The organism is Streptomyces sp. NPDC051183 (assembly GCF_040682455.1).
Classification (GTDB): Bacteria; Actinomycetota; Actinomycetes; order Streptomycetales; family Streptomycetaceae; genus Streptomyces.
In genome coordinates this window covers 56,694-83,487 of the sequence record NZ_JBFBBA010000027.1, presented here as the reverse complement: position 1 = coordinate 83,487, position 26,794 = coordinate 56,694, and the positions used below count along the sequence as shown (strand labels likewise).

The window sequence follows — 26,794 nt, the reverse complement described above, 5'->3', positions numbered from 1 at the left end:
ACGCCATGTCCATCAATCCGCCCAAGGAAATCGCCGACTTCCTCGGATTCGTGACGGGCATGGAGTGGCCCCAGGCCGACGAGGACCTCATGCGGCGGGTGTCGGAGCACTACGCCGACATCGCGAAGGACCTCACGACGCTCTCCGGCTACGTCCTGGAGCTCATTCCGATCGTCAAGGGCGACTTCAAGGGCGAGGCGGCCTCCTCGTTCGTCGTGTCGATGAACGACCTGACGGGCCAGACGGCGGGTGCCAACCAGCTGGAGCAGACGGCGGAGCTCGCTCAGCAGCTCTCCGACGTGGCCCTGAAGGTCGCCAACCAGGTCGAGTACACGAAGATCATGGCGATCCTGCAGCTGGTGGAACTGCTGGCGCAGATCCTGTTCGCCACGATCTTCTCCGTCTTCTCCTTCGGCTCGGTGTGGGGACCCGTGTCGGTGATGTTCGCGATGACCCGTGAGGGCCTCAAGGGCCTCTTCATGTGGCTGCTCAGCACGATCGTCAGCCAGACCTTCATCGGCATCACGGGTGGCATCTTCCGCGACCTGGTCATCCAGCTGTACCAGCTCGGCGCGGGCCACACCAAGGAGTGGAACATGGAGTCGATGATCGACTCCATCAAGCAGGGTGCGCTGACCGGTCTGGTCGGCGGCCCGCTGGAGATCGTCTTCCACTACGGCGGCAAGTTGCTCGGCCGGCTCCTGGGAGGCCGCAGCCCGGCCTCGATCCTCAGCCGCCGGGTGGACGACGCGCTCAAGGGCAAGGCCGACGACAAGATCAACAAGACGCTCGACAAGACCCCCGGCAACGGCGCCTCGAACGCCGGGAAGGACGTGCCGGGCGGCGCGGCCGGCGCGGGGTCCAAGCCGGACGTCCCCAAGCCGATCGACAAGCCGGAGCTGCCGGCGAAGACGCCGGTGAACAAGGTCCCGGACGACGCCCCGGCGCCCCCGGTACGTACGGAGACCGCGGGCGACGCCGTCACCACGCCCCCCGCCGCCCGGCCGGAAGCCCCCGGCACGGCGGCGGGCACGGCGCCCGGCACGCCCGGTTCGGCCGGGACCCCCGGTTCGGCGGGTTCGGCCGGCCGGCCGGACGCCCCCGTCACGGCCAAGCCGGGCGGCGCCGGCGCGGCGGACAACGCCGCCACCCCGCCGGCGGGGTCGGCCTCGAAGAGCTCCGGGGCGGCCGGGAGCGCCGGCCGCCAGGCCGACGTCGAGGTGCCGCCGCGGCTGGAATCCCTGCTGGCCACCAAGCAGGCGCGGCAGGACTTCTCCAACGAAGTCGGCGACCTCCTCGGCAGTGTCAACCGTCAGCTGCAGACCGGCTTCCTGCGGTTCGGCGACGGCACCATCGCGGATGCGTTCGCCGACAAGATGGGCGACATTTTCGCCAAGCACCTGGCGCTGGAGGGTGCCGACGCGGCGCTGAAGGCGGAGATGAAGGCCGCCGGCCGGGAGTTCGGCGACATGCTGGCCCGCAAGTGGGTCCGTCTCGGCGCCGACCACAGCGATCTCTCCGAGTCCCTGACCAAGGCCCTCGGCGACCTGGCGAGCGTGCAGCCGCTGCGGAACCTCGCGGAGGCGATGCCGAACCTCTTCAACCGTTCCGAGCACAAGGGCTTCTTCCAGCGGGTCCTGTTCCAGGAGAACCCGCTCCAGGGCAACCCGCTGTACCAGCTGGGCGGTGCCATCGCGTCGACCCTGCAAGAGGGCACCCACGAGATGCTCAGCGAGGGCTTCTACAACGTGGTCTTCGGGGACGGGACGTTCGAGGTCAGCGGCGGGCCGTTCGCCGCCGGCGTGTCGATGAGCCTGCTCGGCAGCGGTCTGCACCGGATGTTCGAGCCCGTCATGATCAAGTACCAGGAATTCGTCCTCAAGCACCAGTACGCCGAGAACCCCAACGACAACCGGTACTTCGGCCTGCTCCACCCGATCAACATCGCCTCCTTCGTCGCGAACATGACCGGCAACCCCGCGCCCTGGCCGGTGCCCCGCCCCACCTCCCAGACGCCGGACCCCAGCGTCACCGCCGAGATGAAGGCCATGGTCAAGTGGGTCTTCTCCAACCCGTTCACCGGTACCCCGTTCTTCTCCGACTCGCCGCACGCCGCGGACGCCCCGGCCACCGGGTCGCTGCACGACGTACCCGACGTCGCCACCGAGAGCGACACCGGCAGCGGGTTCGACCTGCCCACCGTCACTCCCGACCGGCCCTTCGGCGAGGAGTTCGCCGACCACCCGCTGTTCGGGGCCGATTCCGAGAACGGGACCACCACCGCTCCGCCGGACACCGTCTCCCACGCTCCCGAGTTCGACATGCTCATCGTGGACGACGACGATTCCCTCGCGGACGAGGACCTCACGCACCCGTCCTCCCTGCGGACCGAAGGCGGCGACAACCCCTTCGCCTCCGAGGACACCCGGCAGCGGCCCGCGGGCGAGGAGCGGACCGCCACGGCGCCCGGCGGGCCGGTCCTGCGCGAGGGACCCGAACGCACCGTCGACGTCGTCACCCCGGCGACCGTCCACACGCCGCTGACCGCCGTCGGCGTCGAGTCGGCGTCCACGGACTCCGGGACCACCGACACCGACGACGCCTCCCTCCACACCGCCGGCGCCGACGACAGCGCCACCACCGCCTCCACCACCCCCGAGCGGCCGGACACCCCTCCGCCGGGCCGTGACGGCGACGGTGACGGTGACGGCAGCGACGACACGCCCCCGGGGCCGGACGTGCCGGCCCCCGCCGTCCCGCCCGTCGTCTCCGTCGTCATACCCGCCGGTATCGCGGTCGGGGACCTGAGCGCCGCCCAGCTCAAGGCCCTCCAGCAACTGCCCGCACGGCCCGGCGTGTTCGTCGTCGGCATGCACACCGGTCCCCAGGGTGCGCCCGACGCCGCCATCACCCTCAAGGCGCTCATCACCGCCCACGACGCCGGCGACCTCGACGGGATCACCCAGATCCAGTTCACCGCCTGCAACCTGGCCGCCCCCGTCAACGAGGCCACCGTCAAGACCGTCATGAGCGGCCTGTGGAAGCACCGCGCCGTCGGCGAGACCAGTTCCACCCCCGACACCCTCAAGGCCATCGCCGCCGACGGCCCCGTCTGGGTCGTCCCCACGACCGGCGCCGACAGCGCGCTCGTCACCGCCCATCACATCGGCATCACGCCCGACGGCAGGCCGACCGTCCTCACCGAGGGCGCCGCCTGGCACGAGTACTCCGACACCGGCGGCCCCGACCACGCCCCCGACCACACCGCCACCCGTACCAGCGACATCCCCGACGGCGCCGTCCACGCGCGCGTCCGCACTCCCGCGACCGCCGATCAGCACCCCGACGCGGTGAAGTTCGGCACGGAGCCGGGCGAATCCGGCCCCGTCAACGCGCCCGACGCCTCGATCGAGGATCGGGTACGGATTCGCTACCTGGAGGAATCACAGACGTACGAGCGGCGGCTCGCGGACTACCTGGCCGGCCGGGACGACGTCAAGCAGGTCGCGAAAACCCTGGCAGAGACGGTCTGGCAGCGCCTCCCGCGGGACAAGCGGGGGAAGCTCGGCAGCAATGAGCCGTCCATGCCCGGAATCGTGGGCAACAAGGAGCCGGAGCTGCGCCGCGTCGTCCACGAGGGCAATCTGCGCGAGCGGATGACCCTGGTCTTCCACGCCATCTCCACCCAGGTGCTGCCGACCGCGCTCAACCACCCGGCCAGCTACCCGAAGGCGATCAGGGACGAGCGCCCCACCCGGCAGGAGCGGCCCGAGTACAGCGAGTTCCGCAGGCTCGACGCCAAGGTCACGGGGCTGAGCAAGGACAAACGAACGGATACCCAGGAGTACCGGGACACCTATCAGGCGTGGTCCGCGCTGGCCAAGACCCTGCGCACGGACCTCAGGCCCGAAGGGATCACGCCGGGGCTGAGCGGTACGGAGCGGGTGAAGGCCCTGGATCGCCAGGGCTCCCTGAGGTGGATACCGGGCGCGGCCAAGCTGGAACTCAAGATGAACACGCCGCTCCAGCTCACCAGTGAGCAGCACGGCCGTCTGGTCATGACCGGCACGTCCGGGTCCGCGTTCTACTTCCACCAGTACGCCCAGCTGATGGCCGATCAGTGGTCGATGGCCGTGAACCACCAGGCGCTGCGGATGGCCCTGCTCGCCACCTTCGTCGGCCAGGGACACCACTCCGTGCCCGAGGTCATGGCGGGATCAGCCGTCTACGGCCACTTGGCCGATGTCGAGGAACTACGGATGCCCGCCCCCGACTCCCGGAACGCCCCCGACTGGGGGCACTACCGCGCCATCGGGCCGCTGACCGAGGCGGAGCTGCGCACCCGTGTGGCCGTCGACGGCAAGTTCCCCGACGAGCGGGCAGCCGAGTACCGCGCGTCCCTCACCAGCCCCGACGTCGAGATGACCGAGGCCAACCCGGTCCCCAAGCGCCGCCGCGGCGACGACAGCGACGACGACACCGAGATGCTGGACCCCAAGCGCGAGCGCCAGGGCAGCAGTCCCGCCGTGCCCGAGGACTCCCCGCACTCGCAGCCGGGACTCAAGCAGCCCGAACTGGTGCCCCCGACGGACCGGCCGGTCACCCCCGAGCAGTGGTCCGACTGGAAGTGGACCCCCGGCCGCGCTGACGTGCCCCCGCCCGCCCGCATCCGTACCGAACGCTTCGACCCGGCGGCCGATCCGGACGACCCCGGGCCGTACTCCGGCACCGCGGACCGCCGCCGCGGCGGCGGCCTGCTGGACGGCAGGGCCACCCTCATCAACGCCGAGGTACAGCGCTTCAACGTCCCCGCGCGGGACGGCGGGCCGGGCGGGTCGGTACGGCTGGTCCAGGTCACCCTGCCCGTGGCCACGGACGGTTCGTACACCGCGGCGGAGGTCGCCGCCCTGCGGGACCGGATGCAGGGCCTCCTCGACGCCCATGTGAACCTCGGCTTCGAGCTGCCCCGTACCAAGGACCAGCTGCACATGGAGGTCCGGCTCGTCCCCGTGCCCGTACCGCAGGACGGCGCCCTGGGGCGCGACTGGATCACGGTGAGCCGGGACGCCGGACCCGGCCGGAACTCCGACCAGCTGCACTTCCGCCTGCACGGCGACGACGCGGACCCGGCCGTGGCGACGCGCGACGACGCCATGCTGCTGCACGAGCTGCTCCACTACGCCGGTCTGCCCGACCGCTACCACGACGCCCGGTCGTTGTTCCGGCACACCCCCGAGCGGGCCGATGCGTCCGGCGTCATGGCCGAATCCGCCCTCCCCGACGGCACCTTCCCCCGGCAGTACCTCGAAGCCATCGAGAACGTCACCGAATCCGGCTCCGTCCTCCACGACAACAACGGCCCGGGCTCCTGGACCGTTCGGGGCGACCAGCACCCCGCCGCCGTCAAATTCGGCACCGACAGGGACACGGCAGAGCCGGGTCCCCTGTCGCGGGTGCTGCCCAAGGAGTCCTGGCCGACGCTGCTGGACAGCCCGGACAGCCCCGACGACCGGATGACCACCCTGCTCGGGGAGGTGCTGGACGGGCAGAACGGCACCTGGCGGACGCTGGACGCGGACTCCTACCTGAAGCTGCGCGCCCGGATCGAGGGCACCGATCCGGCCTCGCCGCTCGACGCCGACGCCGTGGAAGGCATCAACACCGCCTTCGATCACTACAACGACTCCATCGCCTCCGCTAAGGACGACGTGGCGCGGCTGACGGCCATCGCCGAGACGGTCCAGTTGCTCCAGACGACCGATGATCTGAATCCCTCGATCACGGCCGACGTCCGGTTCCTGGCCCAGCGCCTCCTGCTGGACCACGGCTACTCCCCCTCGCTGCTGCCCGACGCCGCCCACACCCCGGACTACTGGCAGGACAGCACCCCGGACCAGATCACCTCCGACCTGGCCATGGGCATGGCGGCGTTCGCCCGGCTCACGTCCGGGCCGCCGCACGGGCCGGAGGCGGCGGGCGGTCCGCTGTCCCGCGTGCTGCCCGAGGCGTCCTGGCCGACGCTGCTGACGAACCCGGACGCGCGGACGACCACCCTGCTCGGGGATGTCCTGGACGGCCGGAACGGCGACTGGCGGACGCTGAACACCGACTCCTACCTCAAGCTCCTCGCCCGGATCGAGGGCGACGGGCCGCCCGTGGAGCCCGCGCCCGGCGTACGGGCGGAGCTCGACGCGGTCTTCGACGGCTACCACCGGAGCGTGGCCGACGCCTCCGGGGACAGGGCTCGGCTGACGGCCGTCGCCAAGGCGCTCAAGCAGCTCCAGAAGGTCGGGGAGTTCGGGCCGTCGCCGCAGACCCGGATGACGGCGGACGGCCGGTTCCTGGCCCAGCGCCTGCTGCTGGACCTGGGCTACGCCCCGTCGCTGCTGCCGGCCGGCGCCGATACCCCGAAGTTCTGGCGGCGGATGGAGAAGCGGATCGCCGAGGACCTGGCCATGGGCATGGCCTCGTTCGCCCGCTCCCGGTCCCTGGCGGCCGGACAGGCCCCCGACGTCGCCACGGTGAGCGGTGACGCGCCCGGGAGCGCGGCCACCGTGACCCCACCGGCCACGGACCCCGAGGCCGACGCCGGTGTTCCGTCCCCCGCAGACGCCGCCGACGGCGAGCGCACCCCCGGGAACGCCGATGCCGACTCCGACGTCGCCGAGTCCGAGGACCCCGCCGACTGGCGGGCGGAGCTGGCCGCCCTCGGTCGCCCTACCGCCGAGGTGACCACGGCCTATCTGGTGCTCCCGCACTCCGTGGACCAGGTGACGGGCCGGTCCGACGCGTTCCTGCGTACCGGCGGCAAGCCGTGGGCCACGCTGACGACGCAGCGCCCCTTGCTCGGGGGGCAGACCCTGCTGGAGGTGACCGTTCCCACCGGTCGCGCCGTCGACGCGGGTGACGGCCGGCTCCTGGTCGGCAAGGACGACCTGAAGCGCGTGAGCGTCACGGGCGTGTTCGCCGAAGGCGGCACGCTCCAGCCGTGGCAGGCCCGGACGGAGGCCGATCTGGTCGGTCTGCCGCTGGCGATGCTGACGCGGCTGGAGCAGGCGTTGCACGCCAACCCCGGTGTGGATGTGGACAGCCCGATGGCGCGGCTGGCGTTGCGGATCAACTACGCGGAGGCCTCCCGGCAGGCCGAGCGCCCGCTGGGCGAGTACATCGCCGGGCTGGAGCCGGTGCAGCGGCAGGTGCGGCAGCTGGTCCAGGCCCTCTGGGACAAGGCCGGAACCGACGACCTGCGCCGTGCGCTGGGTACCGATGCCGCAACCGGGAGCGGGTCCGTCGGCACGGACCTCGCCGAGCTGGAGCGGGTCGTCAGGGAGGGCAACCTCCGAGAGCAGATGCACCTGCTCGGGATCGCTGTGCACGGCGATGTGCTCAAGAAGCTGGTGGGCTTCAAGAAGACCGTCCCGCCGATCCTCAAGCAGGAGTGGGACCGGCAGGTGTCGCCCGACGTGGCCCAGCGCCGCGACGCGATGCAGAAGCGGCTCGACGCGATGGAGCCGGGTCCGGACCGCGATGCCTACGAAGCCGCAATGAAGCAGTTGGTCCGGACCGACCTTCGTGCGGACGAGGTGGTGCCGCCGCTGAGCGAACGCGAGCGCCGCCACGCGCTGGAGGACGGCCGGCTCGCATGGCTCCCGGGCGAGAACCACCGTGCGATCCAGATGGTGAGCTGGGGGCAGGCGACCGCTCAGGAGTCCGGCGGACTGCTGAGCGCCGGTACCTCCAACACGACGTACTTCGTGCTCGAAGCGGTCCACAGGATGAGCCGGCAGTGGAGCCTTCAGGTCGACTACCAGCTGGTACGGCTCGCCCTGCTGGCGGACATGCTCCCTGTCCACCACCACTCCCTCCACGAGATCATGAGGGCGGCCGACGAGTTCGGGCGGGCCGTGCTCGGCAACGACGTGATGGACTACTCCGACAACTGGAGCAGGTTCCGCTCCTTGGCGCCCCTGACCGAGGGTGAACTCCGCACGGCCATGCCGGGCGGAAGGTTCCCGGACGAGGTCGCGTTCGGGCTCGAACCCCGCGAGAGGTTGTCGGGCCCCGTCGATCTCCTGTGGCAGGGACCGGACCCGCAGAGCGCGGGGCGCCGCCTCTCGGAGGTGCTGCCCGAGGAGTCCTGGCCGGTGCTGCTGAACGGCGCCGACTCCCCCGACGGAGTACCCCAGTTGATCCGTGAGGTGCTGGACCGGCAGCCGAGCCGCAGCCGCGACTGGCGGCGGATCCACGCCGACTCCTATCTGGAACTGCGCCGGAGGATCGAGGGGGGCGAGCCGCCGTCGGAGCCCGAGGGGCCCTCGCCCTGGATGCGCGACGAGGACGAGGACGCACCGGAGGTGGACGTCGTACAGCGGGATCTCGACAAGATCTTCGATGACTACTACACGGCCGTCGCCCGGGCCTCCGGGGACCGGGAACGGCTGGTGGCCATCGCCGACGTCGTGCAGCAGCTCCAGCGGTTCGAGGGGCTGGAGCCATCGCAGCCCGGCACCGGGATCACCGCCGACGTTCGGATCCTGGCCCAGCGCTTCCTGCTCGACCAGGGATTCACCCCGGCCCTGCTGGGCGCCGAGGGCCACACCCTGCCGTTCTGGCAGCGGTCCACGGATCAGATCGCGGACGATCTGGCCTCGGGCACGGAGGCGTTCGCCCGCCTGGCGCCCGTACGTGACATCCCTGCCGGGATCACCGTCGGGGAACTCAGCCCCGCCCAGATCGACGCGCTCCGGCAACTGCCGCCCCGACCCGGCGTGTTCGTCGTCGGCATGCACACCGGCCCCAACGGCCCGCCCGACGCCCGGACCACCCTCAAGGCCCTCATCACCGCCCACGACACCGGCAAGCTCGACGGCATCGACCGGATCCAGTTCACTGCCTGCGACCTCGCCACGCCCCTCAACGAAACCACCCTCAAGACCGTCATGAGCGGTCTGTGGCAACACCGGGCCAGCGGCCGGCCCGCACCCGGCCCCGACACGCTCACCGCCCTCGCCGCCAACGCCCCCGTCTGGTACACCCCCACCGGACACCTCGTCACCGCACAGCACATCGGCATCACCTCCGACGGCAAACCCTCCGTCCTCACCAACGACGCCGCCTGGCACGAGTACACCGACGCCGGCCGCCCCGACCACACCCCGGTCCACACCGCCACCCACACCGACGACGACCTGACCCCCACCACACACCCCGGCGACCAACACCCCTCCGCCGTCAAGTTCGGCACCGATTCCGATACGGCACAACGGGCTGAGGGGGCAGAAGACGCAGAAGGGGCCGCCACCCCGCCCGGCGCCCGGGACGACGCCGACTCCGTCTCCATCTCCGTGAGCATGTCCGGCGAGCCGTCCAAGTCCCATGAGCTGACCGTGTCGTTCAAGAAGGGCAGCAAGACGCTCGATCCGGCCGACGGGCCCCAGCTCCACAAGTTCGTGCAAGAGCTGCTTCCCGAGCTGGGGCGCCGTCATCTCCAGCAGGAGGGCAAGCTCCGGATCCAGGTCAACGCCGGCGGCAACCACTGGTTCGCCCCGGCCGCGGAGAGGACCGGCACCGAGCGCGCCAACTCCATCGTCCAGGCACTCAGGTCGAGCATCCGGTCGGCCGCGGACGCGGAGAACCTCCCCGGGGCGGCCGAGATGGCCGACTTCGTCGTCACCTCGCGGGGCCGCGCGATCGACGGGGACCACGCGGCCTCCGACGGACCCAAGGCCGATGTGCGCCGCCGGAGCACGATCATCACCCAGCTCCGGATCCCCGAGGTCCGGGACGAGTACGATCCGTACGTCACCGACGCGGCGAAGCTCCTCGGACAACTCGGCGGCAGCCGGGTCCAGGTGCTGGACCTGGCGCTGGCCATCGGCCACGCCAAGGGCAACGCGACCCTGCGGGACGAAGCCGGGCAGCCGGGCCATCCCACCGCGGCGGCCGTCCGGAACGGCCAGCAGGCCCTGCCCCGCCACCAGCAGCCCGTACGGCACAGCACCATGCTCAACCTCGCCGAGGTGAAGGCGCTCCGGCAGCAGGCCGAGAACCGCGGCACCGACCACACCGCGCTGCCGCTCGACCAGTTGCTGGGGCCGGACGCCGACTGGAGGGCCGGCCCCCGGCACCGGCCCGCGCCGGACCACAACGTGGTCTTCGAGGTGCTCCCCCTGACCGCCCGCGACGCCGGGCAGATCCTCGGCGAGGGCCGCGTGGTGTTCGCGCCCGACGCCCGCTTCGAGGTCGTTTCGCTGGAGCGCGTCGAGTCCGGCCGGACCAAGGTGACCCTCCGCGAGGTGAACCCGCGGGCCCTCGTCGGATCCGGCCAGGGACCCTCCCGGCCGCCGCAGCCGAAGAATCCCGTCATCGGCATCCCCGGCGTGAGCTACCCGGGTCCGAGCCGCCCGCTGGACTCCACCCTGGTGTACAACGCGGGCAAGAAGCAGTACGTGTTCCGGGAGGCGCACGCCATCCACCGCGGGGAGGTGGAGGTCGAGCTGGTCGACGGGAAGCCGTTCGTGCGCTTCTACACCACGGTGGTCAGCGAGGTGGCGCTCACGGTCGACCCGAACACCCCGGGGCGGGCCACGTCCGCCAAGTACAAGGACATCCAGCAGGACCCCGCCACCGGGCGGGTCGTGCTGAGCACCGGCGGAACGGGCGACGCCACCATCTGGACGGGTGTCGGCACTCCCGGACGGGCCATCGCCTGGTCCATGAAGTACAAGGCCGACGACCCCGCACTCAACAAGCCGCTCATCCGGTCCTACCTGATCCCGATGGACGTCTACCGCAGGATCACGACGACCTCCATCTCCGAGAAGGACGTCAACGTGCCCGGTGACGTCTTCCGCGGTGACGAATCGCGCCTCGGGGTGCCCGAACCCGCCATCGCGCGGGACAAGGACCACTACCCCCGGAAGTACGCCGCGCAGAGCCCGGGTTCCGCACCCGTTCAGCTGCCCGACGGCCTTGCGCCCAACACCGACCGCACGATCAACACGGACCTGCCCGGCGACCGCAACCAGTTCGGTATCCGCGGCGAACACCTCGCGCTGCTGCGCGAGAACATCCTGCCGAACTCGCTGATCACGTACTACGAGGACGCGGACGGTTTCAGCCCGGACCATCCGGACGCGCAGTTCTCCAAGCACGGCCGCGTGGTCCACGTGAACGAGCTGCGCCGCCGGCTCGACATCCCGGACATCGAGAGCCGCCAGCTCCTCAACCAGTACAACCCGTGGATGGACGGCAAGAAGCACCGCAACCAGACCGGCCAGCTCAGGCGTATCTCCAACCAGCTGCGCACGCACTACGTGACCTGGCAGCAGTTCCGGCAGCCTCCTGCCGAGCGCATGCCGCACCCCCTGCTGGACGAGACCTCGGCAGCCAGCTACGACCGCCGTCTCGGAGAACTGAAGGTGTTCCTGCGGGAACACAGCGAGGCCTTCGCACAGAACCCGGACCTCGACCCCGACCTCAGGATCCTCGACCACGCGATCGAGGACCCGGACCACGACACGGCATCGGTCGAACGCTTCTTGACGGAGACCGTCCTGTCCTGGGCCTCCCACGCGGAGATCGCCCACATCCTCTCCCGCCAGGCCGACGAGGTCCTCGCCGACCGGAACCTGACGGACGCCCCGCTCATGCACGACTTCAGCGAGATGGGCCAGCACCGGGGCGAGGACATCCAGCTTCAGCTCCGGGCCGGGGAGAAGATCACCGCGCTCTGGCAGAACGGGAACCCGACGTACCGGATGGTCGACCGCCTGACGCGGGACTATCCCGAACTGGCGTACAACTACGCCCAGATCTGCGCGAGCGAGGGGTACACGTTCTTCGAGCACGCTCAGATGGTCGTGGGCCAGTACCTGAAGCTCGCCGCCCTCGATGCCGGCGACCCGCACCGGACGGTGCCCGTCGACGCCATCGTCAAGGCGATCCTGTTCCACGACATCGAGAAGGTGAACTCGAAGGCGATGTACGGGGAGGAGAAGGGGGCTCACGACCAGGAGCCCGAACACCGCGGCGCCGTCGAACTCATGGGCAAGTACCGGTACTTGTGGGGCGACTCGGAGGCGGACACCCGCTCCTTCAAGGCCGCCGTCATGATGGTCGACTCCGACCCGCTGGGCTTCTACTACCGCAACAAGCACTCCAAGAAGGCGAACGTCAACCGCGACACCGCCTTCCAGTGGCTCGCCGAGGCCGCCCTGAAGCTCGACGGCAAGCCCGTGCTCGTCAACGACGGCGCCGGGCGCCGGCTCGCGGATCTGACGGACGCCGACGCCCTGGCCATCTCCCGGCTCTTCCACGAGTTCCACCAGTACTACCAGGCCGACTTCTCCTCCTACACCACCTACAGCCGGTACGTCCGCCACGACGACCTGATCTGGAACCCGCTCGGGTACGTTCCACCGAGCGCCGAGGAGACCCTGGGGCAGCGCGCGGCGCAGCGCGCGGCGGACGTCGCGGCGAAGCACCTGGAGGACGACGCCGCGTCGGTCAGGTCCGAGGACTCCCACGTCTCCCAGGACTCCCTGGAATCACAGGAGTCCCGCGCCACCAGCCTCGGGGAGCGCCGACGGGGCGACCAGACGACCGAGGACCTGGCCCGCCGGGGCAAGTCCTCCTTCAACAGCATCTTCTTCCCCTCCGACGACCAGGAATCCCCCAACACCGCCTACCCGCTCCGCGGCGGCCCGCTCCTGGCCGTGGACGAATCGGGTGTGCCCGTACGACCGCTCCGCTTCGCCTTCTCCCCCCAGTACGAGCGGATGTACGGGGAACTCGCCGCGATGTTCGCAACTCCGGAGGCCGTCCGCGCCCACTTCCAGCGCATCGGCGAAGGCCGGGTGAAGTTCCTCTCGCGCATGCTCGGCGACCCGCAGGACGGCAAGGGGAAGGCCGAAGCCGAGGTCGAGACCGCAGCCGTCACGACGGACCAGCAGTCTCACGATGGCATCGACGGCGACGTCGACGGCGATGGCGACTTCGGCCTCGACTTCGACCTCGGTTTCGACTTCGACGGGGCGGACCTGACCGGCATCGGCGTGGCGTCGAACGCCGCCGGGTCCCCGTCCACTCCCCTGAGCGACACGAGCAGTTACTTCCCCGGGGACATCTTCGGGGACGAGTCCGCGTCCCCGCAGGACCTCGACGACCCGGACGATCCGGCCGACTCGGACGACGATGACCCGGTACCGCCGCTCGCCCCCTACGAGCTGACCGAGTACGAGACGGGAGGCACGGCCCCGCTCACCACCCGCCGGGCGGAGGACGCGCGCATCGAGGCGGCGGCGGACGGCGCTGACCCGTACGAGCTCGCGCTGAACGGCCCGGCCAGGGACGCCGCGTCCTTCCCGGCCTACCGGCCGGTCCGTCCGCTCCACACGGTGGACCGCCCCGCCTTCACGGTGTCCGGTGACCACCGGTACGCGCTGCCCCGTCACGAGGGCCGGCCCAGGGAGTTCTACGCCGCCCCGCAGGCCGTGGAGCAGGCACGGGACCGCCTCGCCGCGGCCGGCAGCACGCTGCGGCTGACGGTGGACGACACCTCGTACGTCCGCTTCCGCGGGGACGGCGCGGAGCACACCCTGCTCCGCGTCACCGTGGAGGGCGGCGGCTCCGACAGCTCCGCACCGGTCGTCCTGGCGGGCGACGCCCAGGGCCCGCACCTCACGCTGCGCAGCGCCTCCCGGCCCGACCGCCTGGAGGAGGACATGCGCGAGGCGGTGGAGACCAATCTCAAGCACTACGGAGATCGAATGCACGACATCGCACGGGAGTTGGAGCAGGCCGACCCCGACCGGGCGGACGGGCGCACGGCGCTCGCCCGGGCCATGGCGGACCTCCGCCGGACGCGCGAGGAGCTCGGCCTCCTGGATCCCGGTCGGACGGCGGAGCGCGCCCGGCTGGAGGCGGCGCAGGCTACGGCCCTCGCGGCGGCCGTGCGCGCGCTGGCCGCCTCCGCGGGATCCGAGTACGGCACCCCGGACGAGGACTGGTACCTGCATCTGAGCCCGGGGACCCCGCTCGCGCTGCCGACCGTGGACTGGTCGGCGTGAACCGTGCCCGGCGCCGCGTACGTTCTCCCGGGAGCGTACGGCCGCCGGGCCGCCCCGACCCCAAGGACAGGACCCCGTCATGACCGACCCGGAGTTCCAGCTCGCCGCCGTCTTCGACCACGTGGACCCGGTGGCCGGGCCCGGCTTCGCCGCGGACCACCCTGCGGTCGAGGACCCCGCACTGCTCGCCCTGCTGGTCGAGCGGCTGAACGCCGGCGCACCCGTACTCATGACGCCGGTGCTGATGGACGACGTACTGGATCCCGAGCGGCGTTCGGAGGTGCCGCTGAACTTCCGTACGGACGGGCGGTGGGTGTGGACCGACACGGTCACCTACTACCTGGAGCAGTACGCCCTCGCCCCGGAGCCGGGCCTGCTCGCGCACCTGGGAAGCCCGGACTACGCGTTCCCGGCGCCCCTCGACCCGGCGGTGGTCGAGCGGGCCGCGGCCTTCGTGCTCACCCCGGCGCCGGAAGCCGCAGCGGCCCACGTACTGAGCTGACCGGTGCCGGTGAACCCCGAAGCGGTGGCGGTCCGTTCGAACGTGATGCGGGTGTTCCGCGACGACCGAGGGGAAACACGGTGGACAACAACGAACAGCGGCACGGGACCGCCGGACGGGGTCCGGGTGCCATCAGCCTGCCGGCGGTCGCCTGGCACGCGGCCGGTGAGGAGCCGGCGGCGGCCCCCGTCGCGCCGCGCCCGTCCCTGACCCTTCCCGTGCTGCAATCCGAGCCCGAGCCCGAGCCCGTCACGGAACCGGAGCCCGGAGCCGCCCCGGCCGGCGGCGCCGTCCCGGAGGTCCCCGCCGCCGCGGGCGAGGAGGTCCCGGAGGCCGAGGGGACCGAGGAGCGGCCGCAGGCGGCCGAGGAGTCGTCGCAGGAGGCCGCCCCGGACGCCCCGGACGCCCTGGCCGCGGCCTCCCTCACGGCTCCCGTCGCGGCTCCGGCCGCGCCGACGGGCCTGCGCCCGGCGCGGCGGATCCCGAAGCCGATGCTCGCGGCCGCCGCCACCTCGGGCGTGGTGCTCATGGGCGTGCCCCTGCTGTTCTCCCAGCTCGGCGGCGACGCCGGCCCCGGCAGGGTCCCGCCCCGCCCCGCCGGCTACAACCAGCCCGACGGCGGCCCGGAGGGCTTCGTACCGGGAACCGACGCGGACAAGGGCTCCGTGCTGCCCGGCGCCGTCGTCCCGGGAACGGCCGCGGACGCGCCGGGCCAGGGCGCCGCCAACGCTCCCGTGACCAACACCGGCGCCGGAGGCGGTGAGGGTCAGGGCAGCCCCGGCGGCGGCCCGGCCGGTGGCCCGGCGGCCGGCTCCGGCGGTACCTCCGGCAACCAGGGCGACCCCGGCTCCGGCGGGTCCCCCGACACCGGAGCCCGCCAGGACCCGCAGCAGTCCCGCCCCGACCAGCAGGCGCCCCCGCCGGCCCCGGCCAAGAAGGAGTACGCCGCGGTCGCCGGCCCCGGCTGCGCGGGCGAGGGCGCCGCCTTCAGCCGCAACGGCTGGTACACGGACGGGAAGGAGGGCTGGAAGTCGTACGGCACCGGCGGCTACGGCAGCAGCGGCTGCAACGGCGACTTCCTCGCCATGCCGATGTCCGGCCACAGCGGAAAGGACGCGGGCAACCACATGCTGTGGACCTTCCGGACCGGCGCCGTCACCACCGGCACCTGCCAGGTCTCCGTGCACGTACCGAACAACGGCGACGTCAAGGCGGTCGGCGGGAAGCCGGCCTACTACACCGTGCACGGCGCCGCCTCGGCGAGCGGTCCCACGCTCGGGTCCTTCAACGTCGACCAGCCGTCCCAGCTGGGCCGCTGGGTCGGCGCCGGCAGCTTCCGGATCACCGGCGGCCAGCTGGCGGTGAAGCTGCACGACCGGGGCCAGGACTGGTCGGGGTCGACGAAGACCTACGACCACCTCGCGGGCGACGCGGTCCGCGTCCAGTGCACCTCCTCCTGAACCAACCCGGCCAACTCCGGCCACCGGCCCACGACGAAGGGAACGATCAGGCATGTCGCGCCATGTGCTGACCGTGTGCGCACAAGCGCAGAGCGGCGGCTCGTACGGCTCCGGCGGGTCCAGCGGCCCGTTCCGCACCATCGGAGAGGCACTGGAGGCGGCACGCAGCGGCGCGGTGATCTCGGTCCGACCGGGCCGGTACGAGGAGAACCTGGTCATCACCAAGATGGTGACGATCACCGCCGAGGACGCCCAGGGCACCGTACGGGTCATCCCCCGGAAGGGCACGGTGGTCCAGGTGGTCGCCGAGGCCGTGCAGCTGACCGGTCTGGTGCTCCAGGGGCTGGACGAGGAGCTGCCGGCGGTGGACGTGCCGCGCGGTCAGGCGGCGCTCCAGGACTGCGAGGTGGTGGGCAACGCCTGGACGGCCGTGCTCACCCGCCAGCAGGGCTCGCTGGCGATGCGCGGCTGCCGGGTGACCAACCCGGGCGGTGCGGGGATCGTGGAGACCTCCACCGGCACCAGCGTGATCGAGGACTGCGTCGTGGAGCACCTGGGCACCTCGGCGGTGGTCATCGGTGAGCGGGCCAATCCGACGATCCGCAACTGCGTGCTGCGCGACGCCCGCGGCAACGGCGTGTGCGCCAACGGCGAGGGGCGGGGGCTGGTCGAGGACTGCGAGATCTCGGCCACCGACAAGCCCGCCATCGCGCTGGAGCAGAACAGCGCCACCCGGGTCCTGCGGACGTCGGTACGGGACTGCCTGCTGGGCGTGTACATCAGCTCGACGGACCGGGTGGTGCTGGAGGACTGCTCGGTGACCGGCACGAAGGTGCACGGCATCGCGCTGGCGGGGGGCACCGATCCGGTGCTGCGCCGCTGCCGGACCTCCCGTACCAAGGGCAACGGGATCCATGTCACCGGCCGTTCCAGGGGCACCTTCGAGGACTGCGAGGCCAGTGCGGCCGAGGGCAGCGGCATCTGGGTGGAGGAGTCCTCGGGGCCCTCGTTCAGCCGTTGCTCGGTACGGGACGCCAAGGACGCGGGGGTCCGGCTGACCGGGGACAGCTCGCCGGACTTCGACCGGCTGGAGGTCCGGGACAGCGCCGGGGCGGGGGTGCGCGTCCTGGAAGGGGCGAACCCGATGCTGCGGCGCGTGACCGTGTCGGACGTCCGCGGACCCGGCGTGGAGGTGACCCACAACGGGCGGGGCCGCCTGGAGGGTTCGGAGATCTCCGGCACCGGTCAGGCCGGGATCCGGATCGCCGACGGAGGCAACGCGTACGTCGGCAACACGGCGGTGCGGGACACCGGCACGGCCGCCGTCTCGGTCGGTGACGGCGGAGCGGCCACGCTGCGGGACTGCGACGTGGCCGAGTCCTCGCAGGAGGGGGTGCGCGTCGAGGACGGCGGGGAGCTGAACGCCACCCGCACCCGGGCGCGTTCGTGCCGGCGGCACGGCTTCCAGGTCGCGGCGGGCGCCCGTGCCGTGCTCGGCCGGTGCGAAGCGGTGGACAACACCGGGGACGGCATCCGGATCGACTCCGCCGAGGCGGTACGGGTGCACGACTGCACGGTGTCCGGGAACCGCGGGTCGGGACTGCGCCAGTCGAAGCCCTCGAACCGGCTGGCGGTGGAGAACCTGACCAGTGTGGAGAACGGCATGCCGGACGCGCACGGCGAGGCCGGTGCGGGGGCCGCGGGCGGCGGGTCCCGCACCGGTGGAATCGTGGGCGCGGCCGGTCCGGACGGGGCGGACGGGGCGCAAGGGGCGGAAGGGTCCGACGGGGAGTTCGGAGCCGACGGGGTGCGGCAGCCCCCGGCGGGCCCGCCCGCACGGAAGGGGCCGCTGGACGCCCTGGACTCCCTGGTCGGCCTGGACGGGGTGAAGGAGCAGGTCGCCACCCTGGTCAACCTCAACAAGCTGGCGCGGCGCCGGGAGCTGGCGGGCATGCCGGCGCTTCCGATGAGCCGGCACCTGATCTTCGCGGGGCCGCCCGGTACCGGTAAGACGACGGTGGCCCGGCTCTACGGTTCGATCCTCGCCGAGCTGGACGTGCTCCCGTCGGGCCATCTGGTCGAGGTGGCGCGCGCGGACCTGGTGGCGGCGATCATCGGCGGTACGGCGATCAAGACGACGGAGGTGTTCAAGGAGGCCCTCGGCGGTGTGCTCTTCATCGACGAGGCGTACACGCTGTCGCAGGGCACCGGCGGCAGCGGACCGGACTTCGGCCGGGAGGCCATCGACACGCTGGTCAAGCTGATGGAGGACCACCGCGACGAGATCGTGGTGATCGTGGCCGGGTACTCGGAGCAGATGCAGGGTTTCCTCGACTCCAACCCCGGGCTCGCGTCCCGCTTCAGCCGGACGGTGGAGTTCGAGAACTACTCGGACGCCGAGCTGACGACGATCGTCGCGATGGCCGCGGCCTCGCACGGCTACGAGCTGGCCGACGGCACCTGCGAAGCGCTGGAGGCGCACTTCGGGAGCGTGGCCAAGGGCGCCGACTTCGGCAACGGCCGGGCGGCGCGGAAGGTGTTCGAGGAGATGGTGGACCGGCAGGCGTCCCGGCTGGCCGTGCTGTCGGAGATCGGCAACGCGGACCTGGCGCTGCTGAAGCCCGAGGACGTCGGGGCGGATGCCGCCGCCGCGGTCGCCGCGGCCGCCGCCGGGGTGCCTGCCGAGCGGAAGACCGAGCTGCTGGACGAGTTGCGCGGCATGATCGGCCTGCCTGCGGCGAAGGAGCAGGTCGAGGACCTGGTCAACCTGATCAAGCAGGTGAACCGGCGGAAGGAGGCGGGGCTTCCGACCGCCACGATCAGCCATCACCTGGTGTTCTCGGGTCCGCCGGGTACGGGCAAGACGACGGTGGCCCGTCTCTACGGGCAGTTGCTCGCCGAGTTGGGCGTGCTGCCGGGCGGCCAGCTGATCGAGACCGCCAGGGCCGATCTGGTGGGCCGGTTCGTGGGTCATACCGCGCAGCTGACGAAGGAGGCGTTCGACAAGGCGCGCGGCGGTGTGCTGTTCATCGACGAGGCGTACACGCTGACCCCGCGCGGCGGCAGCGGCAACGACTTCGGCCAGGAGGCCGTCGACACGCTGATGAAGCTGATGGAGGACCACCGCGACGAGGTGGTGGTCATCGTCGCGGGGTACTCCGACGAGATGCAGGGCTTCCTGGACTCCAACCCCGGTCTCGCCTCCCGGTTCTCGCGGTCGGTCTCCTTCGAGCACTACACGGACGCCGAGCTGGTGCAGATCGTTCAGGTGCAGGCGGAGAAGGCCGGGTACGTGTGCCCGCCCGAGTCGCTGGCGGCGCTCGGGGAGCTGTTCGCCGCTGTACCGCGTGACCGGAGCTTCGGCAACGGCCGTTTCGCGCGGCAGACGCTGGAGTCGATGATCACCCGGCAGGCCGGGCGGCTCAGCAGGCTGGACATCGAGGACCTGGCCGAGCTCAGCCTGCTGCTGCCCCAGGACATCCCGTGGGACCGGGTGCCGGGGGGTGTCGCGTGACCGGCGGCCGCGCGACCTCGGGTACCGGCCGGGCCGGCGCCGCGGTGGCGGCCGCGCTGGTCTGCGGGGCGCTGCTGGCCGGCCCCTCGGCCACGGTGCCCGCGGTGGCCGCGCCCTCGGCGCCGGCCGCCGCGGGTGCGGGGACACCCACCGCTTCGGCCCCGGCCGGGGCGAATGCGGAGCCGTCCTCGCTGCCCGGCCTCACGCAGCGGCTCACCGGCGACGAGTGCCGCAAGGCGTCGGACCGTACCGTCACCCGGATGCCGTGGCCACAGGCGTACCTGCGTCCGGACACCGTCTGGCCGCTGACCGAGGGCGCCGGGGTGACCGTGGCGGTGGTCGGCTCGGGCGTGGACGACTCCGCCGGCCTGCTGGGCGGCCGACTGGGCCGGGCGCCGCGCCAGTTCGACGGCGGCCCGGCAGTGGACTGCGCCGGGCACGGCACGTTCACGGCGGGGCTGATTGCGGCGGCGCGGACCCCGGGGTCGGGGTTCGCGGGTCTGGCCCCCGGCGCCCGGATCCTGGACGTGCCGGTGACCGACCGGCGCGGGGGCACCACTCCCGATCTGCTGGGTGCGGGCATCCGGGTGGCCGCCGACGGCGGGGCACGGGTGATCGCGGTGATGGCGGTGGCGGGCTCGGACAGCCAGGCTCTGGGGGACGCCGTCCGGTACGCCGTGTCCAAGGGCGCCGTCGTGGTCGCCCCGGCAGTGCCCGACGGGGAGGGTGGCGGGCCCGCCTTCCCGGCGGCCCATCCGCAGGTGCTGTCGGTCGCGGCGACGGGCCCCGGCGGGACTCCGGCCAAGCAGGCGGCCGGGGGCCGGGTGGACCTGACGGCGCCGGGCGAGGCGGTGCTGGGCCCGGGGCCGGGCGGCAAGGGGCATTTCACCGCGTCCGGGCCGAGTTACGCGGCCGCGCTGGTGGCCGCGACCGCGGCGCTGGTGCTCGGCTACCGGCCGGAGCTCTCCGGCGAGGCGCTCGCGCACCGGTTGCGGGCGACCGCTTCCGGGTCGGACGCCCGGCCTGCGGACCCGCTCCAGGGGTACGGGCCCGTGGACCCGGTGGCCGCCGTCACGGCGGTGCTCCCGGAGGAGTTGCAGGGCGCGGCATCGGGCCTGCCCGGCGACGCCCGGGCGTCGGCGCCCGGCGTGGTGATGCCCCCGGCGCCCGGGCCGTCGGCGGCGGGTCCGGCCTGGCTGGTGACCGCGGCGGCCTTCGCGGTGGGGGTGGGCATGGCAGGCGCCGCCGTGGTGGTGCCCGGAGGGCGGCGGCGGGGCTGGCGGCCGGGCCGGTACCGGGCCCCGGCGGGGGACGGGAACCGCGGTTCTGAGCTCCTGTAGTGCTGTGACCGGGAAGGTTCGCCGTGTCACGGCGCCCGGCACGGCAAACCTCCCCGGCCGCAGCACTGGCCGATCGTTGGTGGTTCTTTGGCGGGGCGTTGGGGACGGCTGCGACTCTCCCTCTGTCAAGCCCGGCACGCCCTGCTCAGGGGCGGCCGGTTGGTGCTGTCGCGGGCCACGGGAAGCGGCCGGCGGCGCAATGCGGGAGGTACAGCCGTGATGGGCATCGAGCGGCACGGTCCGGACGGGGACACGACGGCGGGCGCGGCCGTGCGGGAGGGTGCGGTCCACGGCGGCGAGCGCCCGACCCTGGACCCCGACACGCTGGCGGAGCTCTACCGGCTGCACGCCCCGTACCTGCTCCGCGCGCTGCTGCGGCTGACCAGCGGCGACCGGGGCAAGGCCGAGGACATGGTTCAGGAAACGTTTCTGCGCGCCTGGCGGCACCCGCAGGCGCTGACCCGCGGACCGGAGCACGGCCGGCCCTGGCTCTACACCGTCGCCCGCCGGATCGCCATCGACCACTTCCGCATGCAGGCCGCCCGCGCCAAGGAGCTCGGCGACGAGAACCCGGAGGAGCGTGCGGGCGCGCACGATCCGTACGAGGAGGTCGTGGTCGCCCACGACATCCGCGGCGTCCTCGCCAAGCTGTCCCCGCACCACCGGGAGGTGCTCGTGGAGCTGCACCTGAACGACCGCTCGACCGTGGATGCGGCGGCGGTGCTCGGCGTCCCGCCGGGCACGGTCAAGTCCCGCAATTTCTACGCCGTGCGCGCCTGCCGCCCGCTGCTGGAGCGGAACGGCTTCGCCCCCGCGTGATCCCCGGGCCGCACGCTCCGCGCTCCCGGCAGGTGAACCGGCCCCGGACCCGGTCGCGTTCCCCTGGATGACCACGGCCGGGACACTGGGAGGGACCACCGAGGTGACCACCGTCGTAGACAGAAACAGCATGACCGAGCCCGGGCACTGGGCGCAGGCCCCCGACTACGGTCCGGCCGCGTGGCCGGACGCCGGCGAGCCGGGCCCGCCCGAGCCGGAGGCCGCGCCCGTGGAGGCCGCCGCTGCGGCCGTCGACCCCGCCGGGCCCGGCCGGCCCTCGCAGTCGGCGCCCGGCCCGGTCGCCGCGCCTCGGGCGCAGGACCCCGCGCCGGATGCCGCGCAGGACCCCGCGCCGGATCCCGAGGCCACGGCGGCCGCGCCGGCCACACCGCCCGCGCCCGCGCCGCCCGCACCCGTACCGCCCGCGCCCTCGGCCGTCGTCGCGGCGCCCGCCCGGCTGGGCTGGGCGGCGGATTCCGAGCTCTCCGCCGAGCGCCTGGTACGCCGTACGCCCCGCCGGATCTTCCGCACCGTCCGCCACCGCGTACCGGACGGGCTCACCGACGCCATCCGCACCCCGCTCGGGCGCAGTCGGCGCATCGCGGTGATCAGCCTCAAGGGCGGGGTCAGCAAGACCACCACCACGATGGCCCTCGGCACGGTCCTGGCGCGCGAACGGTCCGACCGGGTCATCGCCATCGACGCGAACCCGGACTCCGGAACGCTGGGCCGCCGGGTGCAGCGGCAGTCCGGCGCCACCATCCGCGACCTGGTGGCGGCCATGCCCGACCTGCACACCTACATGGACATCCGGGCGTTCACCTCGCTGGCGCCCAGCGGTCTGGAGGTCCTCGCCAACGACTCCGACCCGGCGGTCTCCCGGACGTTCGACGAGCAGGACTACCGGCAGGTCGTCGAGCTGCTCAGCGGCCAGTACCCGATCGTCCTCACCGACTCCGGCACCGGCCTGCTGCACAGCACCATGCGCGGCGTCCTGGAACTCTCCGACCAGTTGGTGGTTCTCGCCACCCCGAGCGTCGACGGCGCCAACAGCGCCGGCATCACCTTCGACTGGCTGGACGCCCACGGCTTCCACGAAGAGGCGCGGCGCGCGGTGACCGTCGTCTCCGGCGTGCGGTCCTCCTCCAGCAGGATGATCCGGGTCGATGACGTCGTCTCCCACTTCCGCCGGCGCTGCCGGGCCGTGGTGACGGTTCCCTACGACGGCCACCTCGCCGTCGGCGGCGAAGTCGACCCGGACCGGATGCGCGGCCGGACCAGGGCCGCCTACTACGAACTGGCGGCCGTGGTGGCGCAGGAGTTCGACCGGTGACCACCGCCCGCACCGCCTGACCGCTCCCCCGAGACCCCCACCCAACTGGAGGAAATCAATGGCCTGGTACGAGGGCCCCTGCCGGATCACCGTCATCGGCGTCGACGCCGCCTGGCCCCAGCGCGCCGTGGTCGCCGTCTCCGGCGCGGGCGGCGCCCGGATCGTGATCCCGGGCACGGTGGGCGCGGCCCGCTACATCGAGGCCCGGAGCTGGCACCTGGAGCTGGAGCACCAGTACGAGGGCACCTGGCGGCCCAACATCCGTGCGGTCAAGAGCCGTTGGGAGACCTCGGACGGGATCCGTACGCAGACCATCCACAGCAAGGACGTGGACTGGGCCCGGAACCAGCACGAGCGCAACCTGGTGCTGCGCCTGGAGTGGGCCGAGGAGCCGACGGAGCGTCACGTCGCCGGTCGTGATCTCGACGCCCCGGCCCGGTCGGCCACCGAGTCCTCGTCCGGCGGCCTCGCCCACCGCCCCTCCGCCGGCCCGACCCGGTCGCGCACCTCGTCCTCGTCGGCGGGCCCCTCCTTCACCGCGCCCCCCGCGGCTTCGCCCGCCCGCGGCACTTCCCACGGGCCGACCACGGGCAGCAGCCCCTGGTGATTCCCGTCCTGCGGATCCGACCTGGTGCGACACCACGGAGGTTCACCTGTAGAAGCATTTGCCGACACCGCGAATTCGCCCTGAGTTCACCTGGCGCCGCTGGAGTCGGTCGAACCGGAGGGCGCTGCGGGACATGCGTCCGAAATGGGCTAGCCTCGACTCACCTCGGGGCGGTTTGGCTCAGAATCAGCGGTTATCCGGCCACTGGCCTGAACTCCTGCCGAACCGGCGCCGTGACCAAGCGCTGCCGCCGGCACCACCCCGAGACGCCCGGGCACCTGCAAGTGCCGTACGCCCGGGCCGGTTCCACGTGCTTCGTGCATCGGTTGGTAAGGGTGGGGAACATGAGACTGCTGCTCCTGGGGCCGTCGGAGCTGCGCTCCGACGACGGCGAGTCCATACCCCTCGGCGGCGCCAGGCGCAGAGCCGTGCTGGCCGCCCTCGCCCTGAACCTCAACCGGGTGGTGCCGGTGGAGCGACTGCTCGACCTGGTCTGGGACGAGGCGCCGCCGCCGAGCGCCAAGGCGGCGCTCCAGGGGCATGTCGCCTGCCTGCGCAGCCGTTTCGACGACACGATCACGCTCGTGACCAAGGCCCCCGGCTACGCGCTGATGGCGGACCGGGCCCGGGTGGACGTGCACCACATGCAGGACCTGGTGACGGCGTCCCAGGAGGCCTCGGACGACGAGGGCATCCGCCTGCTGGACGCGGCCCTGGGACTGTGGCGCGGGCCGGCCCTGGAGGACTGCGAGTCGCAGGCGCTGCGCGGGGGTGCGGGGACCCGGCTGGAGCAGACGCGGCTGCACGCCGTGGAGTTGCTGGGCGAGCGGCTGCTGCGGACCGGGCGGGGGGAGCTGGCCCTGGCCCGGCTGGCCGAGGCGGTGGAGGAGAACCCGCTGCGCGAATCCCTGGTGCGGCTGCTCATGCTCTGCCACCAGCAGGAGGGCAGGCAGTCGGAGGCGCTGCACCTCTACCACGCGACGCGCGAGCTGCTGAAGGCGGACCTCGGCGTCGTACCCGGTCCGCAGCTCCAGAGGGTCTTCACCGACCTGCTCAGCAGGATGCCCCCCGCTCCCGACAAGCGGTCGCCGGCGGTCGTACCCCGGCAGCCCACCGGATCGGCGTCGTCCCCGTCCGAGGCCGCGCCCCGGCCGGCACCCGCCCCCCTGCGGGTCCACCCCGCGCAGCTCCCCCGTACCCCGGCCGGTTTCGTCGGGCGGCAGGACGAGTTCCGTTGCCTGGAGCGCGCGCTGGCCCCGGACTCCTCGGGACTCGCCCTGGTCGTCGGTCAGGCGGGGGTGGGCAAGACCTCCCTCGCCCTGCGCTGGGCCCACGCGCACGCCGACGACTACCCGGACGGGCAGCTGTTCGCCGACCTCCACGGGTTCGACGGCTCGACGCCGGTGGAACCGTCCGTGGTGATCAGCGGGTTCCTCTCGGCCCTGGGTCTGCCGGAGCACTCCATTCCCGACGACCCGGCCGCCGCGCAGGCCCTGTACCGCTCGATGCTGGCGCAGCGCCGGCTGCTGATCCTGCTGGACGATGCCCGCGAGTCCGCGCAGGTCCGCCCGTTGCTGACGGCGGGCGGCGGGTCGGCGACCATCGTCACCAGCCGGCTCCGCCTGGACGGGCTGCTCGCCCTCGACGGTGCGGCCCCGGTGCCGGTCGGCCTGCTCGGCGAGGACGACGGCCTGGCCCTGCTGCGGGCCGCGCTCGGCGACGACCGCATCGAGCGGGAGGCCGAGGCCGCCGCGGAACTGGTCCGGCTGTGCAGCGGCCTGCCGCTCGCGCTGCGGATCACCTCAGCCCGGCTGGTGGCGCATCCCCGCTGGTCGCTGAGGTCGGTCGCCGACGAACTCGGCGACGAGCAGCAGCGCCTCGCCGCGCTCTCGATCGAGGACGCCGACATCACCGCGGCCCTGGCCCTGAGCGTCCGCGCTCTCGACAGCGAGGCGCAGGCGGTCTTCACGGCGCTCGGCGTGGTGCCCGGCGGCGACTTCACCGCCCATGCCATCGCGGCCGCGTGCCGGATACCGCTCGCCACGTCCCGCCGGGCACTGGGCGTACTGGCCAGCGCCCACCTGATCGAAGAACGTTCGATCGGCCGGTACTCCTGCCACGACCTCGTCCAGCTGTTCTCCCGCGAGTACGCGGCCGAGGGGCGCGGCGACCGGCTGCGCGGCCTGCTCGACTTCTACGTGCACACGGCGTACGCGGCCTCCCGCGTGTACGACCCCTCCGGGCGGCCCTGCTGCGATCTGCCCGACTGGTGCGAGCAGCCGCAGGCCCTGCCCCGGCTCGGTGACCGCCGCGCGGTGCTCGACTGGTACGCGGCCGAAGCGGCCAACCTGTGCGCGGCCATCGAGGCCGCCACCCGTGCGGGTGAGGCGGACCGGGCCTGGCGCCTGACCGTGCTGGTGTGGCCGCTGCTGACGTGGCAGAGCCACCGCAACTGGATTCCGGTGGTGACCCACGGCCTGCGCGCCGCCCGGGCGGCCCGTGATCCGAGGGCGGAGACCCGGGTGGCGAACCTGCTGGGCTGGGCCACCGTCGAGGCGGGCCGGGCCGAGGACGCGATCCCGCTCCTGGAGCGCTCGCGGGAGCTGGCCGTGGGGACGGGCGACGACTGCGATCTGGCACAGGCGCTGATCAACCTGGGCCTGGCCCACGCCGCGTGCGGGACCTTCGAGGACGCGGTGGCGGTGTACGAGGAGGCCGCGAAGGTCTCCGAGCACATCCGGGACTACGGCACGGCGGCGCTCGCCCTGCACCACATGGCGCGGCTGTACCTGGACGAGGGTCTGCCCGACCGGGCCCTGATCCACGCCGAGCGGGCCCGGCTGATGCCCGGTACGCGCGGTCTGATGGAGGTGCTGCTGTGCGATGTGCAGGGGGTGTCGCTGTGCCGGACCGGGGACCCGTGGGCGGCCCTGCAACTGCTGGAGGAGGGGCTCGCCGCGGCCCGTGCGGAGAAGTTCGTCGCCGGTGAGATGAAGGTGCTGGGGCACCTGGCGGAGGTGCTGGAGCGGCTCGGCCTGAGGGCGGAGGCCGAGGAGAAGCGGCAGGCCGCACAGCGTCTGCGCGGCCGGCTGGAGGAGGGTGCGCAGGACCCGCTCTGAGGGGCCTGCGTGAACCCGGGCGGTACGGGGC

The 26,794-nt window shown here is 72.8% G+C and carries 9 protein-coding genes; all 9 read left to right on the top strand.

Going from position 1 to position 26,794, the window contains the following annotated elements; all coding sequences use genetic code 11:
* Window positions 1-5: 5 nt before the first annotated feature.
* The 9 genes from AB0M99_RS23450 to AB0M99_RS23410 all read left to right on the top strand — a co-directional run bounded on the left by AB0M99_RS23450 (window position 6) and on the right by AB0M99_RS23410 (window position 26,763).
* On the top strand, window positions 6-14,069 hold the full coding sequence (locus tag AB0M99_RS23450; RefSeq protein ID WP_365923426.1) for a hypothetical protein: 14,064 nt from the start codon (window positions 6-8) through the stop codon (window positions 14,067-14,069).
* 79 nt (window positions 14,070-14,148) lie between these two features.
* Window positions 14,149-14,571 carry a hypothetical protein gene (locus AB0M99_RS23445; RefSeq protein ID WP_365923424.1) on the top strand — a complete coding sequence of 141 codons (423 nt, stop codon included), beginning with the start codon at window positions 14,149-14,151 and terminating at the stop codon, window positions 14,569-14,571.
* Between the two features lie 80 nt (window positions 14,572-14,651).
* A complete protein-coding gene (locus tag AB0M99_RS23440; protein WP_365923422.1) occupies window positions 14,652-16,031 on the top strand; it encodes a hypothetical protein in 1,380 nt (459 codons plus the stop codon).
* A gap of 52 nt (window positions 16,032-16,083) precedes the next feature.
* On the top strand, window positions 16,084-19,545 hold the full coding sequence (locus tag AB0M99_RS23435) for a right-handed parallel beta-helix repeat-containing protein (RefSeq protein ID WP_365923420.1): 3,462 nt from the start codon (window positions 16,084-16,086) through the stop codon (window positions 19,543-19,545).
* Window positions 19,542-20,885 (top strand): S8 family serine peptidase, encoded by a 1,344-nt coding sequence (locus AB0M99_RS23430; protein WP_365923418.1) that lies wholly within the window; start codon window positions 19,542-19,544, stop codon window positions 20,883-20,885. Before AB0M99_RS23435 ends, AB0M99_RS23430 begins: the two co-directional genes overlap by 4 nt.
* A gap of 219 nt (window positions 20,886-21,104) precedes the next feature.
* Window positions 21,105-21,704: a sigma-70 family RNA polymerase sigma factor gene (locus AB0M99_RS23425; protein WP_365923485.1), complete on the top strand. Its 600-nt coding sequence runs from the start codon at window positions 21,105-21,107 to the stop codon at window positions 21,702-21,704.
* Between the two features lie 130 nt (window positions 21,705-21,834).
* Window positions 21,835-23,037 (top strand): MinD/ParA family protein, encoded by a 1,203-nt coding sequence (locus tag AB0M99_RS23420; protein WP_365923416.1) that lies wholly within the window; start codon window positions 21,835-21,837, stop codon window positions 23,035-23,037.
* 58 nt (window positions 23,038-23,095) lie between these two features.
* Window positions 23,096-23,644 carry a hypothetical protein gene (locus AB0M99_RS23415; protein ID WP_365923414.1) on the top strand — a complete coding sequence of 183 codons (549 nt, stop codon included), beginning with the start codon at window positions 23,096-23,098 and terminating at the stop codon, window positions 23,642-23,644.
* A gap of 344 nt (window positions 23,645-23,988) precedes the next feature.
* Window positions 23,989-26,763 carry a BTAD domain-containing putative transcriptional regulator gene (locus AB0M99_RS23410; RefSeq protein ID WP_365923412.1) on the top strand — a complete coding sequence of 925 codons (2,775 nt, stop codon included), beginning with the start codon at window positions 23,989-23,991 and terminating at the stop codon, window positions 26,761-26,763.
* Window positions 26,764-26,794: the final 31 nt, after the last annotated feature.

What these genes read in the sequence shown, in the direction of transcription:
- AB0M99_RS23425 (WP_365923485.1), top strand. Translation starts at nt 21,105, where the DNA reads ATGGGCATCGAGCGGCACGGTCCGGACGGGGACACGACGGCGGGCGCG.
- AB0M99_RS23415 (WP_365923414.1), top strand. Translation starts at nt 23,096, where the DNA reads ATGGCCTGGTACGAGGGCCCCTGCCGGATCACCGTCATCGGCGTCGAC.
- AB0M99_RS23445 (WP_365923424.1), top strand. Translation starts at nt 14,149, where the DNA reads ATGACCGACCCGGAGTTCCAGCTCGCCGCCGTCTTCGACCACGTGGAC.
- AB0M99_RS23435 (WP_365923420.1), top strand. Translation starts at nt 16,084, where the DNA reads ATGTCGCGCCATGTGCTGACCGTGTGCGCACAAGCGCAGAGCGGCGGC.
- AB0M99_RS23420 (WP_365923416.1), top strand. Translation starts at nt 21,835, where the DNA reads ATGACCGAGCCCGGGCACTGGGCGCAGGCCCCCGACTACGGTCCGGCC.
- AB0M99_RS23410 (WP_365923412.1), top strand. Translation starts at nt 23,989, where the DNA reads ATGAGACTGCTGCTCCTGGGGCCGTCGGAGCTGCGCTCCGACGACGGC.
- AB0M99_RS23450 (WP_365923426.1), top strand. Translation starts at nt 6, where the DNA reads ATGTCCATCAATCCGCCCAAGGAAATCGCCGACTTCCTCGGATTCGTG.